This window comes from Brevundimonas sp. UBA2503 (assembly GCF_002341485.1).
GTDB lineage: Bacteria > Pseudomonadota > Alphaproteobacteria > Caulobacterales > Caulobacteraceae > Brevundimonas > Brevundimonas halotolerans.
In genome coordinates, this window is record NZ_DDOD01000025.1 from 359,659 (window position 1) to 380,969 (window position 21,311).

The following is a 21,311-nucleotide window of genomic DNA, read 5'->3' on the forward strand; positions in this document are numbered from 1 at the left end:
GGGTTTCGGCCATGACCGCTTCACCGCCCGAACTCCACGGCCCCGCCGATCTCCGCCCCCTGACGGCGCTGCGCTTTCTGGCTGCGGCCTGGGTGGTGGTCTATGCCTTCTGGCCGGACCTCGACGTCGGTGTCCTGCCCCATGCGGTGGCCAAGGGCTATCTGGGGGTCGAGGTCTTCTTCGTCCTGTCGGGGTTTATACTGTGCCACGTCTATCTCGAGGCATTCGGCACACGCCGGTCTGACTATGGCGGCTTCCTCTGGGCGCGGCTGGCGCGGGTCTATCCGCTGCATCTGTTCACCCTGTTCGGCGTGATGGCGCTGGGGTTGGCGGCCACGGTCGCCGGCATGTCGCTGAATGCCAGTGTGCTTGACTGGGCCTCCCTGCCCGCCAATCTGGCCATGGTTCACGCTTGGGGTCTGGCGCCCGAAGCGGCCTTCAACCACCCCTCCTGGTCGATCTCGGCGGAATGGTTCGCCTATCTGACCTTCCCCGTCTTCGCCGCCGTCGCCTGGCGGATGCGCGACCGGCCATGGATCGCCGTTGCTCTCACAGCGGCCTTCATTCCGGCCATCTATCTGGTGTTTCAGGCGCTGGCCGGCTTCCCGCTGACCCAGGCGACCATTCAGTGGGGCGCGCTCCGGATCGTGCCGTGCTTCGCCTATGGCTGTGCCCTCTATCTGCTGTACCGCCGCGCGCCGCTGGCCCGTCCGGCGGCCCTTGCGGCCGTCTCCGCCCTGGCGCTGGCCGCCTCTGCGGCCCTCAGCGCCCCCGACGCCCTGATCGTGGTGGTGGCGGGTCTGATGATCCTGGGCCTCGCAGGTATCCCCAACGGGCGTGCCGGCATCATGGCCTCGGCCCCGGCGGTCTATCTGGGGGAGATCAGCTACTCGGTCTATATGGTCTGCATTCCGGTCAAGCTGGTCGCGGTGACCGTGGCCGCCCGCCTTACCGGTGCGGGCGATGCGGGCCTGTGGTGGCCCGTCTGGCTGGCGCTGGTGCTGATGGCGCCGGTGGTGGCCGCAGGCACCTATCATCTGGTCGAACGACCGGCACGTGGGTGGCTCCGCGCCCGCAGGCCCGGACGGGCAAAGCCGACGTCGCCCACAGTGTCGCCCACAGCGAATTCGCCTGTCGAGGGGTTTCAGGCTCCGAAAACTATCGTATAGGCCGAAGCAGTCTCAACAGCGCACAGTGCTCCGCATGCTGAAACGCCTCTCCGCCCTCTTGGTTGCCGCCACCCTTGGTCTCAGCCTGTTTGCCGTCTCTCCGGGACGGACCCAGGACGTCTACTGGCAGTGTGTCACCTTTGTGCGGTTGGCGTCGGGCATCGAGATCTACGGCGATGCCTGGACCTGGTGGCGTCAGGGGACGCAACAGTTCCGCACCGGCACCCGGCCTGAAACAGGCGCCGTCCTGGTGTTCCAGCCCCACGGGCGCATGACACGCGGCCATGTGGCCATGGTCTCCGAAGTGCTGACCGATCGCGTGATCCGCGTCACCCACGCCAATTGGGGCGGAAGCCGCGGCAAGATCGAGGAAAACGTCACCGTGGTCGACGTTTCCGACGCCGGTGACTGGAGTGCGGTCAAGGTCTGGTACGCCCCGATCAACGACTTGGGCTCCAGCGTCTATCCGATCTACGGCTTTGTTTATAAGGAGCCGCTGATCAGCTCCGCGCCGATGCGTCAGGCCGCCCTGCCGGAGACCTCTGCGGAGTTCGGCTTCGGCCAGCCGTGAGGCCGGCATGACCCGCCCCATCACCTATGCCGGCTATCTGGCGCTGGATGACCTTCTGGCCTGCCAGCACCCGCTGTCGGACCAGCATGACGAAATGCTGTTCGTCATCATCCACCAGACCAAGGAACTGTGGCTCAAGCAGATCCTGCACGAACTGGCGCTGGCCCAGCAGCTGGTGCGCGCCGGCGATCTGGTTCCCGCCTACAAGAGCATGGCCCGGATCAGCCGCATCCAGGCGGTCATGACCCAGAGCTGGGACATCCTGGCCACCCTGACGCCCGCCGACTATCTGCGCTTTCGCGGCGTGCTGGGCACCAGCTCGGGCTTTCAGAGCGACCAGTTCCGCCGGGTCGAGGCCATGCTGGGCCTCAAGGATGCCCGCTTCCTCGCCCACCACGAGGACCGGCCTGATGCCCACGCCGCGCTGAAGGCCGCCATCGAGGCGCCCAGCCTCTATGACGACGCCCTGCATCAACTGGCCCGCGCCGGGTTCGACTTGCCGCCCGAGGTTCTGGAGCGCGACATCAGCGCCCCCTACGAACCCCATCCGGCGGTCGAGGCCGCCTGGCTGACGGTCTATCGCGAGTCCGAACGCTACTGGGCGCTCTATCAGCTGGCCGAGAAGCTGGTCGATCTTGACGATGCCCTACTGACCTGGCGACACAAGCATGTGGTCACGGTCGAGCGCATCATCGGCCGCAAGACCGGCACCGGCGGCACCGATGGCGTCGGCTATCTGACCGAAACGCTCAAGCGCCGCTGCTTCCCCGAGCTCTGGTCTTTGCGCACGCGTCTTTAGGCTGCGACCACGAAAAAGGGCTCCGGCGCAAACCGGAGCCCTTTCTGCATTCTGGAGGCGTGGGTTACTGCTCCACGACCCAGTCGCGATAGACGGCGATGATGCCGGTCAGATTGTCGCCGACTTCGCTGTCGTCGGGGATCACGCCGTCACAGGCGATGCCCTTGAAGGTCGCGTTATTGCTGTCGGGAGCCACCGCTTCCCACGGCTCGTCGTCGTCAATGGCCCCCATGAAGCCGCCATTGACGTCATAGGCGGCGGCGCCCGGCGTACGATAGGTCGAGTTCGCGCAGTTGAACTCATAGGCCATGTCCAGACGGGCGATGCCGCTTTCGGCCACCTGGTCCGGGTGCGAGCCCATGACGATGGTGATGCTGGCGATATTGCCCGACTTGCGAACCGATCCGCCCGAGGCGAGGGCCAGGGCATTGGTGTCGGCATCGATGATGTAATAGGGGGCCGAGACCGGCGGGGCCGACTGGGCCTGGGCGGCGGAAAAGCCAAAGGTCGTGGCTGCCAGGGTTCCGGCAGCGAAGGCAAGGGCGAGGCGCATGATAATCTCCTGAACAGGCGTCTGACCGAATTCATAACCCGGCTTTTTGAAACGCGACAGGGGGCAGGCGCCTCGCGTCAGGTTCAGTCATGCAGGGCCGGCCGGGTCGGCCTACTGCTCGAGAATGAAGGCGCGGTATTCGGTGACGATTATCTGGACGTCGCCTTCCAGCTCGCTGCCGGCCGGAATGGTGCCGTTGCAGGCGAAGTCCAGCACAAGGGCGGATGGCGCGTCCGGGTTGACCGCCTCCCAGTCCGCGTCGTCCGTGAGGGCACCCATCAACTCGCCCCCCGCGCCATACCCGGCAAAGCTCGGCGTCTTGTACGTCGCGTTCCGGCAATCGAACTGATAGCGCATGTCCAGACGCGCGAACCCGGTCTCGGCCAGGGTTTCCGGTGACGAGCCCGTGATGACGGTGACGTTCGCGATATTGCCCGATTTCTGCACGGTGCCCCCCGCGACAAAGATCAGCGCCTCCCGCGTGATGTCGATCAGATAATAGGGTCCGTCGACTGCAGGCGCTTCCTGAGCGCGGGGCGCGGACACGCCGAGGGTCGTGGCGGCGACGACGGCGGTGGCGAGAGTAACGGCGAGGCGCATGGCAGGCTCCAGGATGGCGATCCCGGCAGGTTACTCGCCGCGGCGCCGTCGGCAAGCGTCGATCTCTGACGTCTTCTGACGGAGCCCCGACAGGGCCCAGCAAAAAGGCCCCGGATTGCTCCGGAGCCTTTCGCGTCCTTGCGGACCTGTGTCTTACGCTTCGGTGTCGGGGGTCTCGGCCTTGCCGGTCTCCGGCACGGCGACGCCCTTGGCCGGGCGCACCGTCTGGCGCTCGGCGATCCGGGCCGACTTGCCGCGACGGTCGCGCAGATAATAGAGCTTGGCGCGCCGCACGACGCCGCGACGCTTGACCTCGATGGATTCGATGTTCGGCGACAGGATCGGGAATTTCCGCTCCACACCTTCGCCGAAGCTGATCTTGCGGACCGTGAAGGTCTCGTTCACGCCGCCACCCGAGCGGGCGATGCAGACACCTTCAAAGGCCTGGACGCGTTCGCGCTCGCCTTCCTTGATCCGCACATTGACGCGCAGGGTGTCGCCGGGCTGGAAAACCGGAATCTCACGGGCTTCGAGCAGGCGGGCTTTTTCTTCGGCAGCAAGCTGCTGGACGATATTCATGGTCACTCTCCGTCGGGCTTTGCGCCCTTTAGCTGTCAATTGGCGGGGCTGGCCCGCGGGGTCGTCTTTGCGAGGGTATCAGCCTCGCGGGGTCGTCTTGTCCGTAAAGGCGGCCCACAGATCGGGACGCCGCTCACGGGTGGTCTTCTCCCTTTGCTCCTCGCGCCACCGTGCGACCTTTTGATGGTCACCCGACAGCAGGACCTCGGGAATGTCGTGCCCCTCGAACGTCCGCGGTCTCGTGTACTGCGGATGCTCCAGAAGCCCGTCCTCGAAACTCTCACTCTCCAGACTGGCCGCCTGGCCGAGGACGCCGGGCAACAGTCTCACGCACGCCTCGATCGCCACCATCGCCGCCGCCTCGCCACCGGCCAGGACCGCGTCGCCGACCGCGACTTCCTCGAACCCGCGCGCGTCAAGCACACGCTGGTCCACCCCCTCGAACCGGCCACACAGCACGACAAGACCGTCGGCTGTGGCCCAGTCCTTCACGCGCGCCTGGGTCAGGGGCCGACCCCGGGCACTCATGTACAGAAGGGGTCGTTTCGGGCCATCCAGACTGTCGAGAGCCCGGGCGACCACATCGGCCTTCAGCACAGCTCCGGGGCCGCCACCCGCAGGGGTGTCGTCCAGGAAGCCGCGCCTATCGTCGCTAAAGGCCCGGATGTCAACCGTATCCAGGCTCCACAGCCCCCGCTCACGCCACGCCGTACCGATCAGCGACACGCCGAGCGGCCCCGGAAAAGCCTCCGGAAACATGGTCAGAACGGTGACGGGGTAGGGCATGGGGGTCACCAATCCATCGGCTTGGTGAAAGTGCCTGATGCGTCTGTCATGGTGGTGGGCAGTTGGCAGGCTGCCAGATCGTGCTGGCGAATGTCTCTCTTGAAGCTGGCGAGCTTTTTCAACTCAGCGCTCCCATTGGGTCGAGGGGGGATCAGGCCGACAACAATGCCGCCATCCGTCTGCGCCATACGGATGGGAGTCAGAAGATCGGAGTCATTGGAGACCACTACTGCTGCCGGGACCGTCCCCTTCAATGCGTCCCGCAACAGATGGGCGGCCAGATTGACATCCGATCCCTTCTCTTCGGTCTTGTGCACCCATTCCATCACGACCGCGCCGTTTGGATTTCGCTTCACGACCAGCTGCCCATTATTTCGCAGCGGATAGCCCTTGGGGTTACATTCGAGAACAGGTGCACGAACTGGCGATGCTAGGAAATTGCCGAAATGAACCTGAACACGGGAAAGCGTGGCCAGAGCGCGAAGATATGTGGCCTGGCGAACGGCAACGTCTGTGTTGCCGGGGCGGGATTCTACCCGCGCAGTGAAGTAGTGTATTGTTTCGACCTGATTTCGAGGAAGCACGCGGTCGAAAAGCTGTTCCAGATCAAGCCACTTGTAAGGCGTGCCCTTCAGGCAGCCGTAATAGAGGTTGAAACCGTCTACGTAGACATTCGTCCGCATGGCCTAGCCAGAAAATGCAACGGCGGACCCTTGGGCCCGCCGCGCGTCCGACCGCCGAAGCAATCGGAGGAGTGATGTACGTCAGAATGTGCACGGCATGCACAAAAGTCAAGTTTCGCTAGATATTCTCCGACAGTCAGGCGTCTCGTGACGCGAGGAGCGAAGCGGCGCTCCTACCCCCCACGCATCCCGCTGATGGTGCGGTTGGGCGCGATGTCCTCGGCCGAGGTGATCAGGTGGATCAGGGCGGGCACGCCCTGTTCGCGGGCCTCCCTCCGCGCCGTCTCCAGCGCGCCTGCAAAATCCTCGGTCGTCTCGCAACGCACGCCGAACGCTCCAAACGCCTCGGCCCATTTGACGAAGTCGGGGTTCTTCAGATCGGTGGCGATCACCCGTTCCGCACCGGGGTAATGCCCCTCCTGGTGCATGCGGATGGTGCCATAGGTCGAATTGTCGACCACGATCACCACGGGGTTCAGCCCGTGCTGGACGGCGGTGGCCATCTCCTGCCCGGTCATCATGAAGTCGCCGTCGCCGGCCACGCAGATGACCTCGTGATCCGGGTGGACCGCCTTGGCCGCCAGCGCCGCCGGCCAGCCATAGCCCATGGCGCCCGACGTCGGGGCCAGCTGCGTCCGGCACGCGCGGTGGCGATAAAACCGGTGCAGCCAGGCGGCAAAGTTTCCGGCGCCATTGGTGACGATGGCATCGGCGGGCATGACCTCGCCCAGATGCTTCATGCACTGGCTCAGATTGACCGCGCCGGTCACCTCCACGGGGGTCGAAAAGGCCTCGAAATCCGCATGGGCGGCGTCGCCCAGATCGTGCCAGGTGCGGCCCGGCTCCAGCTGCGACAGGGCCAGGGCCGCCAGACTGTTATCCGCCACAGCCGACGTCAGCGTCGGCCAGACCCGGCCCAGTTCCTCGGGCCCCGGATGGATCTGCACCAGCACCCTGGCCGTGTGCTCCCGATCGAACAGGGTGTAGCCCTGCGTCGGGTTCTCGCCCAGCCGTGCGCCGATGGCGATGATCAGGTCGGCGGTCTTCGCCCGCGCCATCAGCTTGGGATTACAGCCCAGCCCCAGATCCCCGGCATAGTTCGGCCGGTCATTGGCGATGATGTCCTTCCGGCGGAACGAGCCGGTGATCGGCAGGCCCAGCGCCTCGGACCAGGCGGCCAGCGCATGCGCCGCCTCATGGGTCCAGCCCGAGCCGCCGACGATCAACAGCGGGCGCTCCGCCTTGGCCAGCCGCGCCTCGATCTCGCGGGCAATCGCGGGGTCCAGCGCAGACCGGGCCGGGGTCACGGGCCGGACCGGGGCCGGACCGCCGTCGTCGTGCAGGATGTCTTCGGGCAGGGCGATGACCACCGGCCCCATCCGCCCCTGCAGGGCGGTGGCGATGCCGCGCTCGACGATCTCGACCGTGCGTGCCGGCGTCTCGATTTCGGTCGCCCATTTGGCCAGGCCGCCGAACACCTCGCGGTAATCGACCTCCTGAAACGCGCCGCGTCCCCGGTCGGTCAGGGCGATCTGGCCGACGAACAGGATCATCGGCGTAGAGTCCTGATGCGCCGTATGCACGCCGATCGAGGCGTGCGTCGCGCCCGGTCCGCGCGTGACCATGCAGACGCCGGGCTTGCCGGTCAGCTTGCCATAGGCCTCAGCCATATTGGCGGCCCCCGCCTCATGTCGGCAGGTGATCACCCGGATCTGGTCGCGCACATCGGCCAGCGCATCCAGCACGGCCAGATAACTCTCCCCCGGCACGCAGAAGACGGTGTCGATCTCATTGATCAGAAGGGTCTGCACCAGACGGTGGGCGGCGCTCGTGCGGGCGGTGTGTGCGGTTTGGCTCATGCGTCTGCTGCTAGCAGATCAGGGCCAGTCTTGACCATTGCTCTGCCATGCAACCCGCAGGCCGGGTCCGCGTTAGAGCTTGGCCATACAGGAGTTCCCCATGCGCAAGATCATCACCCTGGCCCTCATCGCCTCGGCCCTGGCCGTTTCTGCCTGCAACACCATTTCCGGCATCGGTCGCGATGTCGAAGCCGTCGGCGGCGCCGTCACCAGCGGTGCCGAAGAAGCGAAAAACTAGGCTTTGGCCTCGTAGTCGACCCGGTCGAGGTACAATCCCTCGGCCGGGGCTACGGGCCCGCAGGCGGCTCGGTCGCGCGCCTCAAGGGCTGCGGCCACAGCCTCGACCGACCAGCGGCCCAGCCCGACCTGCGCCAGCGTGCCCGTCATCGACCGCACCTGCCGATGCAGGAAGCTGCGCGCCGCAAACACCAGCTGCACCTCCTCGTCGACGCGCTCGACCCGGGCCACGTCCAACGTCTTCAGCGGTGAGGCCGACTGGCAGTTCACATCCCGAAAGGTCGTAAAGTCGTGCAGTCCGACCAGCGCCTGCGCCGCCCGGTCCATGGCTTCGGCATCCAGCGGCTGTTTCACATGCCAGACCCGCTTGCGGTCCAGCGCCGGCGGGGCCGGCCGGTTCAGGATCCGGTATAGATAGCCCCGCCCGGTCGCCGAAAACCGCGCATGCCAGTCGTCCGACACCTTGCGAGCGTCCAGCACCGCCACCGGCTCATGGATCATATGGGCGTTCATGGCATTCATGACCGTCCGCCCGGGCCAGTCGCGCGTCAGGTCGACGTGGACCGTCTGGGCCGTGGCATGCACGCCCGTATCGGTGCGTCCCGCCGCCGCAATCCGCACCGCCTCGCCGCTGAAGGCCAGAATGGCGTGCTCCAGCGTGCCCTGCACCGTCGGCAGGCTGGCCTGGGCCTGAAAGCCGCAATAGCCCGAGCCGTCATATTCGACCGTCAGCCGGTAGCGGGGCATGGTTGTCTCCCCTACAGCTCGCCGCGCGGCGGCTCGCTGCTTGAGGGGAGGGTTGTGCCCGTCGGAATGGCAAAGCCGCGCAACATATCCTCCGCGCTCTGGGCGGCCTTGCCCGGACGCTGGACCCGCTCCAGCCGTATCGCGTCCGTTCCACAGGCAATCGTCAGGGCCTCATCCAGAACCTTGCCCGGCGCGCCGGACCCCTCGACCACGGCGGACATCAGCGCCTTGATCCGCACCGGCCCGTCCTCGCCCTCTACCTCGAACCAGGCCCCGGGAAAGGGCGACAGGCCCCGGATTTGGGCATCCACTTCGGCCGCCGGACGGGTCCAGTCGATCCGCGCTTCGGCCGGGGTGATCTTCTTCGCATAGGTGGGTTCGCCGACCTGTTCGACCGGCTGGCCGCCGCCACGTTCCAGCGCCGCCAGCGCCCGGGGCCACAGCCCGGCCCCGATGTGCGCCATCCGCTCCGACAGGCTGGCTGCCGTATCGCGCGGACTGATGCCCAGCCGTTCCGACAGCAGCACCGGACCCTCGTCCAGCCCCGCGGACATCTGCATGATCTGCACGCCGGTCTCGGCATCGCCGGCCATGATCGCCCGTTGGATCGGCGCCGCTCCCCGCCAGCGTGGCAGCAGTGACCCGTGCAGGTTCAGACAGCCCAGACGCGGTGCCTCCAGCACCTCGGGCTTCAGGATCTGGCCATAGGCGACCACACAGGCAGCATCCAGATCGAGGCGGCGGAAGGCCTCAATGGCCTCGGCCGCCTTCATGCTTTCAGGCGTGAAGACGGGCAGGCCCAGGGTCTCGGCGAATACCTGGACGGGGGAGGGGGTCAGCTTCATGCCCCGCCCGCGCGGCTTCGGCGGCTGCGAATAAACGGCAACGACCTCATGCCCCGACGCCACCAGCTCGGCCAGCGAAGGCACCGCAAACGCGGGCGTTCCCATGAAGGCCAGACGCATGAAATCACATCCTGATCAATGGGCGGAGATCACGCCCTCAAGCAGCGAGCAACCGCGTTACGAGCGATAGGGCCGGAGAATGTCTCTATTCCCAGCGGGTGGAGACCCCGCCGCCCTCGTCCCATTCGCCGCCGGTGTCCAGCGAGTCAAAGTCCAGCAGCCGGTCGATGATCACGCCGGCGATCACGCCCAGGGCGCCCACGGCCAGCAGGGTCGCGACACTGCCGATGCCGATCTTCTCGGACCGGGTCAGGCGCCGACGTCCGCTGGGATCGACGATCCGGTCGCGTGACCGCTTCAAGGGGGTGCGTTTGGGGGCGCGTCGGGTCATCAGGCAGCCATCCGGGCGAGCTTCTTGACCTTGGCCACGGCCCGCTCGCGCTTGAGCCGCGACAGATGGTCGATGAACAGCACGCCGTTCAGGTGATCCATCTCATGCTGGATGCAGACGGCATAGAGACCCCCCACCTCTTCCTCGACACTCTTTCCGTCGTAGTCGAGATAGCGGATACGGGCCCGGGCCGGGCGCTGGACCTCGTCGAAATACTCCGGAATGGACAGGCAACCCTCTTCGTAGGGGGCGGTCTCCTCAGAGGTCCACAGGATCTCCGGATTGACGAAACAGCGCGGATTCTTGCGGTCCGCATCCTCGGCGTCCTCGGCCACATCCGGCTTGTCGGCCAGGTCCATGACGATCACCCGGCGCAGCTCGCCGATCTGCACGGCCGCCAGGCCGATGCCCGGCGCGTCGTACATGGTCTCCAGCATGTCATCCATCAGGGCGCGCAGCTCATCCGTCACCGGTCCCTCGACCGGCTCGGACACGCGCTTCAGAACCGCCAGATCGGCAGCATTGTCGATGGTCAGGATACGTCGAATGGCCATCCGGTCGAGGTAGGCGCGATACCCCGAAAGGTCAAGATTCCCGAGGGTCGCAGGGCCTAGACCTGAACGTCCGGCAACGGCCGGGGCCTCAGATCATCGCCGATCGCCACATAGGTGAAGATGCCCTCGGTCACCCGTTCCGACCGGGCATGGGCCTGATTGCGGGGCCGTTTCCACGCCTCGACCTTGACCCGGATCGAGCTGCGCCCCGTCGAGACGATCTCGGCATAGATTGACACCTCATCGCCCACCGACACCGGCTTGTGAAACACCATGGCATCCAGGGCGATGGTCACACAGCGTCCCTGGGCCCGCTCGAACGCCGGGGTCGCCCCCGACAGGTCCATATGCGCCAGCAGCCAGCCGCCGAAGATGTCGCCCTCGGGATTGGTATCCGCCGGCATGGCGATCACCCGACCGACGGGTCGACCGGTGGGCAGGTCAGGCACGGGCTCGCTCATGCCGAGGGTCCATACAGAGAGAAAGGGAAATGGCGCACCCGACAGGATTTGATGTGTACCACTGAGGGTCTCCGTAAGCCCTTGTACCATATAGGGCTGTCTGCATTTGTGGAGCAGGAATGTGTCACACCTGAATGGAGCAGTGGGTTCGGACCGAGTTGCTAGTCCACCTCGACGAAGCGACCGCTTTCCCAATACCCCACAGCACGGTCGGTCGGCGTTTCCAAGCTGTAATACTGGTACCGGCTTCCTCGGTACCACTCGTACTGGGACCTCCCGAACCTGAGCTTCTGAATGTGCGGTAAGGCACTCTGCTGGGCTGACGCAATGTTGCGATTGGCGGCGAACATTCCAGCGATGAACCGGATCGTTCGACCTCCCCCACCCTCCACAACAATCTCGACGTCCTGTTCCCACACTGCGCGCCCGACGAGCGTACCATACCCCCGACGTAGCACGGGGAAGACGGTCGCCTGTTTCGAGATCAATGCCCGCCGGAGGTTTGTCATTGAGCGGGCAGCGGCCGCATTGCTCTTGAACTCGGCGCCATCTTCAAGTTCACGTGCAATGTCCGCGAACACACTTTCTCGGTTCCATATCTCATCTGGCGCACTTGGCGGGGACGTTGAGATCTCGCCGAGCTTTTCAGTCCAATAGCCGTCCAGCCGGGCCGCATATGCGGCTGCTCTTTCCTCAAAGCTGGCTTGTTCATAGGCCGCTTTGGCGCGGTCCATAATCGGCTTGAGTTGAGGGTCGGTATTGAGCTCGGTCGGGGTGAACGCATCGTTCAGCACCACGATGGCTTGGGTGGTCGACGCGCCGGTACCCTCTGAGATCAAGGTCTCGACTTGAGCCAGCACCTTCTCACGGCTCGGGGGTAAATCGCGTGAGCTGCCCGACGCCTGACCCGGCATCGTCTCGCCTGCGACATCTGGCAAGAGCGGGGTGACGATGATCATCAGCACGACCCACGCCCCGAAGGCTAGCGCGGGCGGAACGAACGTGGGCCGCATGAAGGCCAATCGCTGCCGGAAAACTCTTGTTAGTGGCGGGAAAACGATGAAGCCCGGGACGAAGAAGGCCAATGCTATTCCCTTGGCGGAGCCTTCTGCGAACAATAGGACCAGGATCCCGACGAAGCAGGCCAGCCCTCCAACGATGAAGCCAATGACTGCTGACAGGGCACTCGCTCGGCTCCCCTGCGGCTGTTGGTTTGATTGCTCTGACATTGCGCGCTCCCCGATGCCGAATGCTCAGGCCAATGCGTATTTCAAGTGAAGCTGATTGCAATAGAAATCGGTGATTGGGCAAACACGGCGTCCAGCGCCCTGTTGCGGCGTCCCGTTGGCCCTACTCCTCAACCGAGGAGTGAGAATGGAAGACATACGGGTACGATTTGGCAGGTTGGTCGCCGCACATCGGCGCAGGCTCGGCATGAGCCAGCAGCAACTCGCCGATCAAGCGGACCTGAGCCTCGACACCATAAATCGGGTCGAGCGTGGGGTAGCGGGCGTCAAGTTTTCCAACATTGACCGGTTGGCCTCTGCGCTCAAAGTCGATCCGGCGGAGCTTTTCACCTCAGAGCTACCAGCCGGAGCACTTGAGCGTCGGGAGCTGACCAATCTTGTCGCTCGGTTATCCGGCCTGTCTGGGACCGACTTGGACTGGCTCCGCCAGCTGATTGAAGTGGCCCTGAAGCCTAGGAGAGGTCCGGTCGAATAGTGGCGAAGGATCGACTTGGGCGGTCAGTGGCGGGCAAGTTGGGGTTTCGTGATAGGAAGTGGGCCATAACCTGTACTAGGGCTCCGACGACCTGATCGTGCAGTCCCTCGCGGGGACAGGGATGGCCTCAGCCGCTCAGAAACTCCAGACGTACGTGGACGCCAAACTAAAGGTTGCGGAGGCATCTCCTATGAGCTGAAGTGGGTTTGGGGTCCTCATGAAGCCAGCCAGCGCCAACTTCGATTTCCTGCGCCCGCAAGGGGAGCAGTTCGTACGGCTGGCTGCGCAAGCGGAGCACTATTTCCGCACCGACCCCAACACATCCATGATCAAGTTGCGGCAGTTTGCCGAACTGCTGGCCAAGGAAGTCGCCGCGCGGACGGGTTCTCTCAGGTCGCCGGACGAGAGTTTTGCCGACGTTCTCGGTTTGCTTGGCCGCACTGGTTACGCCTCCCATCAGGCACTCGACCTCTTCCACTATCTTCGCAAGGCGGGGAACGAGGCTGTTCACGGCGATCTGGACGACTTTGCAGCGGCACTCGCTGGCCTCAAGGTCGCTCGGGAACTGGCCGCATGGTTTGTCCGAAGCTACGGCGGCTCCCCCAAACTTGCCTTGGGGCCGTTCACTCCGCCTGCTGCACCTGCCGATCCCGCCGCTGACCTGCTTGAAGAACTGGATCAGCTCCGGGCCGAGGCGGAAACCCATCGTAGCGCCGCTGAGATCGCTCACGCCCGAGCCGAGGCCTTGGCGCTGGAAAACCTTGAAGCGACAGAGCGACTTCGTCGAGAGGCGGAGGAGCGCAGCGTCTGGCAGAAGCTGGCGGAAGAGGCCGAAGCGTCGGCAGGCGAAGTCAGAGCTGCCCTTGAAGCGACCCAGCGACAAGCCGCGAAGTCTGCGCCGGCTGAGCTCGCCAAGCTTGAAAAGGCAGCAGAGGTTGCAGACGCTGCGATCAATCTCGACGAAGCCGCGACCCGCGCCATCATCGACCAGCAGCTTGAGAGAGCGGGCTGGGAGGCTGACACCCGAGAGCTCCGCTATGCCAAGGGTGCCCGGCCGATCAAGGGACGCAATCTGGCTATTGCGGAATGGCCAACCGCGAGCGGACCGGCGGACTATGCCTTGTTCGCGGGTCTGACGTTGGTAGGGGTCGTCGAGGCCAAGCGACAGAACCGCAATGTCATGAGCGTCCTGCCGCAGGCGGAACGGTATGCAGAGGGCATCTTTCCCGGGGAAGCGCATTTGCACCGGAAGGCTCCTTGGGGTGCCTTCAAGGCTCCCTTTGTCTTCTCGACCAACGGCCGCCCCTACCTGAAGCAACTCCAAACGGCGTCGGGCATCTGGCGACGGGACCTGCGTCGCCCCACAAACCCGGCGTCCGCCTTGATGGGCTGGCCTAGCCCGGCCGGCCTTCTGGAGCGACTGGAAGCCGATCAGGAGGCAGCTGAAGCGGCCCTGGAGACGCAGGGGTTCAACTTCGGCTTCGATCTTCGGCCCTACCAGCGGAGGGCCATCGAGGCGGTTGAAAAAGGGTTGTCAGAGAGCCGGTCGCATATGCTGATCGGTATGGCCACGGGCACCGGCAAGACCAAGCTGGCCATTGCCATGCTGTACCGCCTGATCGCGGCCAAGCGGTTCCGCAGCGTCTGTTTCGTCGTGGATCGCAGTGCCTTAGGCGATCAGACCGAACGCGAGTTCACCACCACCAAGGTTGTGGCGGGCAAGGCCTTTGCAGAGATTTTCGGGCTCAAAGGGCTCGGGGATGTCACACCGGATCCCGAAACGCGGATCCATATTTGCACTATTCAGGGGCTGGTGCGTCGCACCCTGTTTGCGGACGACCCCGCCAACGCGCCGACGGTTGATCAGTACGATCTCATGGTCATCGACGAGTGCCACAGGGGGTACCTCCTCGACCGGGAGATGTCAGACGCCGAGCTCAGCTTCCGTGATCAAGACGACTACGTCTCCAAATATCGCCGCGTGCTGGACTATTTCGATGCAACCAAGATCGGACTGACCGCCACCCCTGCCCTGCACACGGTCGAGATATTCGGCGAGCCGGTGTTTCGTTACTCGTACCGCGAGGCGGTGATCGACGGCTATTTGATCGACTATGAGCCGCCCATCCGCATCACGACCACACTGTCAAAGGACGGGATCCATTTCGTGGCCGAAGAGGAGGTCACCTTCGTCCATGCACCGACCGGCCAGGTCGAAATGTTCAAGCTGCCAGACAGTCTTGATTTCGACGTGGAGAGCTTCAATCGCACCGTTATCACTGAGGCGTTCAACCGCGCTGTGGCCGACGAACTGACCCGCCACATCGACCTGTCCGAGCCCGACAAGACCCTCGTGTTCGCCGCGTCTGACGCCCATGCCGATATTGTCGTGAAGGCTCTGCGGGATGCCTTCCGAGCAGCACATGGCGACATCGAGGACCTCGCCATTCGTAAACTCACCGGCAGTGTGGACAAGGTCGGCAAGCTGATCCTCGAATACCGAAACGACGCCTTGCCCAAGATCGCAGTTACAGTGGATCTGCTGACGACCGGCATCGATGTGCCGAAGATCACCAACCTTGTCTTCCTTCGGCGGGTGAACAGCCGGATCCTGTACGAGCAGATGATCGGCCGGGCGACGCGGCTCTGCCCCGAAATCGGAAAGGAGACCTTCCGCATCTTCGACGCCGTTGATTTGTACAGCCGCCTGCAGGCGCTGACTGAAATGCGGCCGGTCGCGGCCGATCCAAACCTCACGCTGACCCAGTTGCTTGAAGAGCTGGCCAAGGTCGAGGACGCCCGTCACCGGGCCGATGTCCGTGACCAAATCATCGTCCGGCTGAACCGACGTCTGAAGCGGCTCCCCGCTGAAGCTCGGGCCAAGGCCGAACTGGCGGCAGGCGAGACGCCGGAGGATACCTTGGCGCGTTTCAGGGCCGGGGATGCCGATGAGCTCGCTGAATGGGTCAGGAAGCGGCCGGGGTTAGGCCCCGCCCTCGACTGGCAGACTACGGGGGGAACGCCGGTCATGCTGCCGATCTCCGAACATCCGGACGAGGTCGTCGACGTGAGCCGGGGTTATGGTGAGGCCGAGCGCCCGGAGGACTACCTCGACGCCTTCACTGCCTTCATTCGGGCCAATGTCAACCAGATCGCGGCCCTAACCACTGTGGTGCAGCGTCCACGTGATCTGACCCGTGCCCAGTTGCGGGACCTTCGGCTACAGCTCGACGCTCAGGGGTTCACCGACGCCAACATCCGCCGGGCATGGTCGGATGCCAGGAACGAGGACATCGCCGCGTCCATCATTGGCTACGTCCGGCAGGCCGCTCTGGGAGACCCGTTGATCCCCTATAGTGACCGGGTGAGACGGGCGGTGGATACCGTGGCCCGCAAAGGGAACTGGAGCGATGTGCAGAAACGATGGCTTCACCGCATCGGCGAACAGCTCCAGAAGGAGATCGTCGTGGACCGCCAGTCGCTCGATGAAGAACCCTTCAAGTCCGACGGCGGCTTCCGGGTGATCGACAAGCGGTTCGGCGGTAGGCTGGAAGAGGTCCTGTCGGACCTGAGTGAGGAACTATGGCGAACGGCGAGCTAACCCGGGGCAGGGTCACGACACAGGACATCGTCAGCAAGCTGTGGGGCCTCTGCCATGTCCTGCGCGGTGACGGGGTCAGCTATCATGAATACGTCACCGAACTGACCTTCCTACTGTTCCTAAAGATGATGGAGGAGACCGGACGCGAGGATCGGATCCCCGCCGAATATCGCTGGAGACAGATCACCCGACGCGAAGGGGTCGATCAGCTGGACCACTACAAGCTGGCCCTGTTGAACCTCGGCAAGGTGGTTGACCCGACGGTCCAAGCGATTTTCACGGACGCCCAGACCAAGCTGCGCAAACCTGCCAACCTGAAGACCCTGACGACCGCCATCGACGGGCTCGATTGGTTCTCGGCGCGTGAAGAGGGCCTCGGCGAGCTGTACGAAGGCCTGCTGGAAAAGAATGCGGGCGAGAAGAAATCCGGCGCGGGCCAGTACTTTACCCCGCGGCCCTTGATCGACTGCATCGTGCGCCTGATGAAGCCACAGGCCGGAGAGGTCATACAGGACCCGGCCGCAGGAACCGGGGGCTTTCTGGTCGCCGCCGACCGTTTCATCAAGGACGCCACCGACGATCTGTACGGCCTGCCACAGGCTCAGGGGTTCTTCCAACGTAACAATGCCCTGACCGGTATCGAACTAGTCCCCGACACCCATCGTCTGGCGATGATGAACCTGATGCTGCATGGCATCGACGGACCCATCATCTTGGGCGATAGCCTGACGCCGGACGGGGAGGCGCTGGGCAAGGCCGACCTGATCCTCACTAATCCGCCCTTCGGTACAAAGGCCGGGGGTGGCCGACCCAGTCGCGCCGACTTCTCGATCACCGCCGAAACCTCGAACAAACAGCTGGCCTTCGTCGAGCACATCGTCCGCGCCCTGAAGCCCGGCGGTCGGGCCGCGGTGGTCCTGCCTGACAATGTGCTGTTCGAGGAACACACCGGTAAACGCCTCCGCCAGTGGGTCATGGAACTGGCCGATCTGCACACAATCCTGCGCCTACCCAAGGGCATCTTTTATGCTCAGGGCGTCAAGACCAACGTCCTTTTCCTCACGCGCGGCCCCACAGACCGGGCCAACACGAAGGGCGTCTGGGTCTATGATCTGCGGGTCAACATGCCCGCCTTCGGCAAGACCCGGCCGCTGACCATCGCTGACTTCGCACCGTTCGAGGCGGCCTATGGCGACGATCCCAACGGCGGTTCTTCGCGCACCGACGAGGGCGCCGAGGGCCGCTTCCGGTTCTTCGCCCGCGCCGAAATCGCCGCCCGTAACGACAAGCTAGACGTCGCCTGGCTGCGCGACGACAGCGACGCTGCCGAGGACGACCTCAGCGACCCCGAGGACATCGCGGCGGCGATTTTGGGCCACCTGCGGGCCGCCTTGGCGGAGGTCGAAGCGGTGGACGCCAAGTTGGCTGGCGAGGAGGCTGTGCCGGCGGAGGTGGAAGCGTGAGCCAGCTGCCACTAGGTTGGGAAATGGCCACTGGAGCTGACATATTCGACCTTGTACGGGGCGTTTCATACGACAAGAGTGCCGTTCGGAATGAGCCGGGCCCAGATCTAGTTCCGGTTCTACGAGCAAACAACATTGGGGCAGGAAGGCTCAATCGAGACGATCTAGTCTTTGTGCCGAGCCGCTTTGTGGCCTCGCACCAGCTCCTCCGACCCCACGACCTCGTGATTGCATCCTCATCAGGTTCGCGAACGGTGGTAGGAAAGGCAGCCTCAGCCAACGCAGAGTTTGGTGATGCTGCGTTCGGTGCCTTCTGCGCTGTCGTCCGGCCTCGCGCGCCGGAGCTGGCTGGCTGGCTTCGAAACTATTTCAGGACACGTGAATACAGAGCGTTCGTTGAGCGGGTCGCACTCGGTATCAACATCAATAATCTGAGGGGTAAAGATCTGGCAGGCATGCCGATCTGCGTCCCTCCGGTCGCCGAACAGCGGCGGATCGTGGCAAAGCTCGACGCCCTGAGCGACAGTGCGGTCCGCGCCCGCGCAGATCTCGACCGCATCCCAGCCCTAGCCGCCCGGTACAAGGAGGCCGTGTTAGCGAATGCGGTTAAGGAGGCTGAAGTCGAGGCGGCGAGCATAACAACGCTCGGCGCTCTTGCTGAGGAAGTGCGCAATGGACTTTCCCGCCGACCCGAGCATGTCCCGCCCGGCTTCCCGATCCTCAAGATTTCGGCGATCCGGCCGCTCACTGTGCGACTTGAAGAGGTCAGATATTACGTCGCCGAACCGGGTGAGGACGTTCGCAGATATGCGCTGAGACGCGGCGACCTGCTCTTCACGCGGTTTAACGGAAATCCCGAACTGGTTGCTGCGTGTGGTCAGGTGGAAGAGCTGCCTGATGGCGGTATGCTCTATCCTGACAAACTAATACGGGTCCGCTTGGACCACAGTCGAGTGGCACCGGAGTTCGCTGAGATCATCGCTTCGTCCCCGCAGGCAAGAACGCAGCTTCAGCAGAGCATAAAGTCTGCCGCTGGCCAGCATGGTATTTCGGGGGGAAATCTAAAACTACTTCGGATCCCCCTGCCGCCCATCGAAAATCAGCAGCTAATCGCTCGACGCACGAGGGCAGCACTTCGCGAGATCGACCGCCTGACCGCCGAGGCCGCAGCCGCCCGCCGCCTGCTAGACCGGCTGGACCAGGCGGTACTGGCCAAGGCCTTCCGGGGCGAGTTGGTCACCCAAGACCCGACCGACGAGCCCGCCAGCGTCCTCCTCGACCGCGTCCGCGCCGAACGCGCCGCCACGCCAAAGGCCAAGCGGGGTCGCAAGGTCGCCCCATGAGAGTTTTTATCGCCAATGTCGGACAGTCGAACTACCTTTGGCCCGAGTGTCTTCGGCGCTCGACGGTCGCCACGATCAACAACCTTACTGTCCACCCCTTCTGGGAGGCTCGCGACCGCAAGGGGTACATCGCCCACGCGGTAGCGAACCTGAAAACAGCACGGGGAGAAACGCCGACAACGCCGGTGGCTTCGCGCTGGTATGGGGTGACGGACGAGATCGCCAACACCAGCGGCGACATCTGGGTGCACCGCGCCAAAGAGGAGTTGTGGTGGACGACATCCCGGGCTGAACCGGTCAAGATCGCGACTAGACCCTCAGCCAACCCGGATCGTGACGGCCCGGAAATCGTCGAACTGCACAAACCCTGTGACCCTTGGACCGACAGAGACCGCAAGGGCGGTCGATTGAGCTGGAATGGTCTGCACCCCAAGGCCAAGGACTTCCTGTTCACCGAGGGCACGCTCCAGAAGCTTCAGCCGGACAATGCGGCATACACCTTGGCCCTGATCAACGGCGACGATCTGTCGGAGTGGCATGACCGTCCTGAGTGGAAGAAGAAGATCGAGCGGTCGGCAAGCAAAGCCGGTGCGGTGAAGACTTTCGATCCGCTCGAACGCGCAGCATGGGTCATGGCCAATCGCGCCTTGAGCACTGCTGCCCAATCGAACGGCCAGAAGGTCGAGCGCACGGTGAAGAACAAGAACTGCGACCTCAGTCAAGAAGAGCTGCGCGCCTATGTCCTGAACCTGCTGCACGACCAGGAGCGCTTGTGTGCGATCACCGGCATACCTCTTCAGTTCGAGCCCGACGTCGACGACGAGGAGATGCTCTACTCCCTCGACCGCATCGACAGCTCCGGCCACTACGAGCGCGGCAATCTGCAGATCGTGTGCCGTTTCGTGAACCGCTGGAAGAGCGATGCGGTCGATGCTGAGTTTAGGCGCTTGATCGGGCTGGTGCGTGACCTCGGTATGTGATCCGATTTTGAAAGGCCGATTGGGCGAGTGAAGGACAGAAGTACCCTGTCGTCCTGAAGACTGTACCAGCTGCATAGCTACGCCGCCTCGTCTACAACCGACTGGCGGATGACATGGAGATCGGCCAGAGCGTCGCTGACGAGCCGCCGGACATTTCTGCCCGCCTCGGCCGACAGGCCATGCCGGGTCAAGCTGTAGCTGTCAGCCTCGCTCCTGAGCCGGTCGAAATCGTGACCTCCCAGCCAGTGGTCTAGGCACTGGCCTTCGACCACAAACACCGCGTCTGCGACTGCAGCACGGGCCGTTCCCGGAGACAGGGAGGCCAAGGCGGGCGAGAGCGGGGAAAGTGATCTGGCGAACTGGCCGAGGGCCTGACGCCCCAGCCGCTCGTGCTGGTCGAACGTCTCGGCCGGATAGCCGTCGATGAGCCGGCTCTCGGGCATAGCGTCGTGACGCTCGGTATCGCCTTGCGGCAGACGGGCGGCGACAACAAAGCCAAGGCTCATCTCGTCCAGAGGATTGAAGAGGGCCGCTCTGGCGGCTCGGGCCAAGTCCCGGTCCATTTGCTCGGTCAGCATCTCTCTGGCCACCGCGATCCCCCGCTGATCGGGCGGGCGGATGCGGTATGCTTTCGGCACGATCCCCCGGAGCACGGACAGGGCGGCATATGCCTCATAAGGATCAGACCCGGCAAATCGGTCCAATAGCTGGCTGGTGGTCATACCGCCGAACAGCCGAAACATCTCCGGCTCTCCGGTGCCCGTGACGAAGGCCAGTTCGATTGCGGACCGGGATTTAACTGCAGTGGTCATCCGCCGGGTCAGAGCGATCAACAGGGGCAGCTCGCCGACAGCTTTACGGAAACCGGCGCGCTGGGCTGCGGTGGCCCAGAAGACGGCGTCAGGAGCCCCGATGCCGACATCCTCGACGGCGATAGTCGAGATGGCTCGCCAGACATATCGACGATCCAGCCGATGGAGGGCGAGGGCCATCCTGACCGCCCTTTCGGGCTGTCCCCGCCGGACCGCTTTCTGGAGACTACTCCTGATACGCCAGCGGTGCTCTGGATCGACGTGAACCGGTTGCGGCTCCAGTGTCGCCCAGCGGGCGGTCCAGGCGAAGGCTTCCTCGACGAGGAGGTCGGGAGACGAGAGAAACACGGCGGCTCCAAAGGCTGTGGGGTGGCCTTGAAGCGTGGAGGTCCTGACTTGGCACGGAAGATGAAATCAACTTCACAGCTCTCCGGGTAGTGATCCACTTCGAGTGCGCTAGAAGTCAGATTTTTCAGGCCGTATCAGCAACTTTGAA

22 protein-coding genes are annotated in these 21,311 nt (G+C 64.1%); 9 read left to right on the forward strand and 13 right to left on the reverse strand.

The window, feature by feature from the left end:
* Window positions 1–11: 11 nt before the first annotated feature.
* The 3 genes from B4K74_RS13300 to B4K74_RS13310 are packed head-to-tail and all read left to right on the forward strand — an operon-like array spanning window position 12 to window position 2,539.
* Entirely contained in the window at window positions 12–1,169 is a 1,158-nt protein-coding gene (locus B4K74_RS13300) for an acyltransferase family protein (RefSeq protein ID WP_286693340.1), read from the forward strand.
* A 34-nt stretch (window positions 1,170–1,203) separates the two neighbouring features.
* Window positions 1,204–1,740: a CHAP domain-containing protein gene (locus B4K74_RS13305; RefSeq protein ID WP_286693341.1), complete on the forward strand. Its 537-nt coding sequence runs from the start codon at window positions 1,204–1,206 to the stop codon at window positions 1,738–1,740.
* 7 nt (window positions 1,741–1,747) lie between these two features.
* On the forward strand, window positions 1,748–2,539 hold the full coding sequence (locus B4K74_RS13310) for a tryptophan 2,3-dioxygenase (RefSeq protein WP_123288474.1): 792 nt from the start codon (window positions 1,748–1,750) through the stop codon (window positions 2,537–2,539).
* A 64-nt stretch (window positions 2,540–2,603) separates the two neighbouring features.
* Here the strand turns inward: B4K74_RS13310 and B4K74_RS13315 are convergent, their stop codons facing one another.
* The 6 genes from B4K74_RS13315 to B4K74_RS13340 all read right to left on the reverse strand — a co-directional run bounded on the left by B4K74_RS13315 (window position 2,604) and on the right by B4K74_RS13340 (window position 7,599).
* Window positions 2,604–3,092, reverse strand: a complete 489-nt coding sequence (locus B4K74_RS13315) for a surface-adhesin E family protein (RefSeq protein ID WP_123288472.1) — start codon at window positions 3,090–3,092, stop codon at window positions 2,604–2,606.
* 111 nt (window positions 3,093–3,203) lie between these two features.
* Window positions 3,204–3,692: a surface-adhesin E family protein gene (locus tag B4K74_RS13320; RefSeq protein WP_123288471.1), complete on the reverse strand. Its 489-nt coding sequence runs from the start codon at window positions 3,690–3,692 to the stop codon at window positions 3,204–3,206.
* A 153-nt stretch (window positions 3,693–3,845) separates the two neighbouring features.
* The gene (rplS, locus tag B4K74_RS13325) at window positions 3,846–4,271 is read right to left on the reverse strand and encodes a 50S ribosomal protein L19 (protein ID WP_286693342.1); all 426 of its coding nucleotides are present in this window, start codon (window positions 4,269–4,271) and stop codon (window positions 3,846–3,848) included.
* 78 nt (window positions 4,272–4,349) lie between these two features.
* Window positions 4,350–5,057: a tRNA (guanosine(37)-N1)-methyltransferase TrmD gene (gene trmD, locus B4K74_RS13330; RefSeq protein WP_286693343.1), complete on the reverse strand. Its 708-nt coding sequence runs from the start codon at window positions 5,055–5,057 to the stop codon at window positions 4,350–4,352.
* Window positions 5,058–5,062: 5 nt separating this feature from the next.
* Window positions 5,063–5,740 carry an NYN domain-containing protein gene (locus tag B4K74_RS13335; RefSeq protein ID WP_123288469.1) on the reverse strand — a complete coding sequence of 226 codons (678 nt, stop codon included), beginning with the start codon at window positions 5,738–5,740 and terminating at the stop codon, window positions 5,063–5,065.
* 173 nt (window positions 5,741–5,913) lie between these two features.
* Entirely contained in the window at window positions 5,914–7,599 is a 1,686-nt protein-coding gene (locus B4K74_RS13340; protein ID WP_286693344.1) for a thiamine pyrophosphate-binding protein, read from the reverse strand.
* A gap of 100 nt (window positions 7,600–7,699) precedes the next feature.
* On the opposite strand from B4K74_RS13340, the gene B4K74_RS13345 reads away from it, so the two are divergent.
* A complete protein-coding gene (locus B4K74_RS13345; RefSeq protein WP_123288467.1) occupies window positions 7,700–7,837 on the forward strand; it encodes an entericidin A/B family lipoprotein in 138 nt (45 codons plus the stop codon).
* Here B4K74_RS13345 and truA read toward each other — a convergent pair.
* The 6 genes from truA to B4K74_RS13375 all read right to left on the reverse strand — a co-directional run bounded on the left by truA (window position 7,834) and on the right by B4K74_RS13375 (window position 12,123).
* Window positions 7,834–8,583 (reverse strand): tRNA pseudouridine(38-40) synthase TruA, encoded by a 750-nt coding sequence (gene truA, locus B4K74_RS13350; RefSeq protein ID WP_286693345.1) that lies wholly within the window; start codon window positions 8,581–8,583, stop codon window positions 7,834–7,836. The two genes, B4K74_RS13345 and truA, sit on opposite strands and share 4 nt — an antisense overlap.
* Before the next feature lie 11 nt (window positions 8,584–8,594).
* Window positions 8,595–9,548, reverse strand: a complete 954-nt coding sequence (gene fmt, locus B4K74_RS13355; RefSeq protein ID WP_286693346.1) for a methionyl-tRNA formyltransferase — start codon at window positions 9,546–9,548, stop codon at window positions 8,595–8,597.
* 85 nt (window positions 9,549–9,633) lie between these two features.
* A complete protein-coding gene (locus B4K74_RS13360) occupies window positions 9,634–9,879 on the reverse strand; it encodes a hypothetical protein (protein ID WP_286693347.1) in 246 nt (81 codons plus the stop codon).
* Window positions 9,879–10,433: a peptide deformylase gene (gene def / locus B4K74_RS13365; protein ID WP_286693348.1), complete on the reverse strand. Its 555-nt coding sequence runs from the start codon at window positions 10,431–10,433 to the stop codon at window positions 9,879–9,881. Before def ends, B4K74_RS13360 begins: the two co-directional genes overlap by 1 nt.
* Before the next feature lie 56 nt (window positions 10,434–10,489).
* Window positions 10,490–10,894 carry an acyl-CoA thioesterase gene (locus B4K74_RS13370; protein WP_286693349.1) on the reverse strand — a complete coding sequence of 135 codons (405 nt, stop codon included), beginning with the start codon at window positions 10,892–10,894 and terminating at the stop codon, window positions 10,490–10,492.
* A gap of 161 nt (window positions 10,895–11,055) precedes the next feature.
* On the reverse strand, window positions 11,056–12,123 hold the full coding sequence (locus tag B4K74_RS13375; protein WP_286693350.1) for a hypothetical protein: 1,068 nt from the start codon (window positions 12,121–12,123) through the stop codon (window positions 11,056–11,058).
* A gap of 145 nt (window positions 12,124–12,268) precedes the next feature.
* On the opposite strand from B4K74_RS13375, the gene B4K74_RS13380 reads away from it, so the two are divergent.
* The 5 genes from B4K74_RS13380 (at window position 12,269) to B4K74_RS13400 (ending at window position 20,003) form a co-directional block, all read left to right on the forward strand.
* Window positions 12,269–12,616 carry a helix-turn-helix domain-containing protein gene (locus B4K74_RS13380; protein ID WP_286693351.1) on the forward strand — a complete coding sequence of 116 codons (348 nt, stop codon included), beginning with the start codon at window positions 12,269–12,271 and terminating at the stop codon, window positions 12,614–12,616.
* A 217-nt stretch (window positions 12,617–12,833) separates the two neighbouring features.
* The gene (gene hsdR, locus B4K74_RS13385) at window positions 12,834–16,217 is read left to right on the forward strand and encodes a type I restriction-modification system endonuclease (protein WP_286693352.1); all 3,384 of its coding nucleotides are present in this window, start codon (window positions 12,834–12,836) and stop codon (window positions 16,215–16,217) included.
* Window positions 16,199–17,680, forward strand: a complete 1,482-nt coding sequence (locus B4K74_RS13390; protein ID WP_286693353.1) for an N-6 DNA methylase — start codon at window positions 16,199–16,201, stop codon at window positions 17,678–17,680. Before hsdR ends, B4K74_RS13390 begins: the two co-directional genes overlap by 19 nt.
* A gap of 23 nt (window positions 17,681–17,703) precedes the next feature.
* The gene (locus B4K74_RS13395; protein ID WP_286693354.1) at window positions 17,704–19,023 is read left to right on the forward strand and encodes a hypothetical protein; all 1,320 of its coding nucleotides are present in this window, start codon (window positions 17,704–17,706) and stop codon (window positions 19,021–19,023) included.
* On the forward strand, window positions 19,020–20,003 hold the full coding sequence (locus B4K74_RS13400) for a hypothetical protein (protein WP_286693355.1): 984 nt from the start codon (window positions 19,020–19,022) through the stop codon (window positions 20,001–20,003). The genes B4K74_RS13395 and B4K74_RS13400 overlap by 4 nt, the downstream gene beginning before the upstream one ends.
* Before the next feature lie 77 nt (window positions 20,004–20,080).
* Here B4K74_RS13400 and B4K74_RS13405 read toward each other — a convergent pair whose 3' ends face one another.
* On the reverse strand, window positions 20,081–20,995 hold the full coding sequence (locus tag B4K74_RS13405; RefSeq protein ID WP_286693356.1) for a hypothetical protein: 915 nt from the start codon (window positions 20,993–20,995) through the stop codon (window positions 20,081–20,083).
* Window positions 20,996–21,311 lie beyond the last annotated feature (316 nt).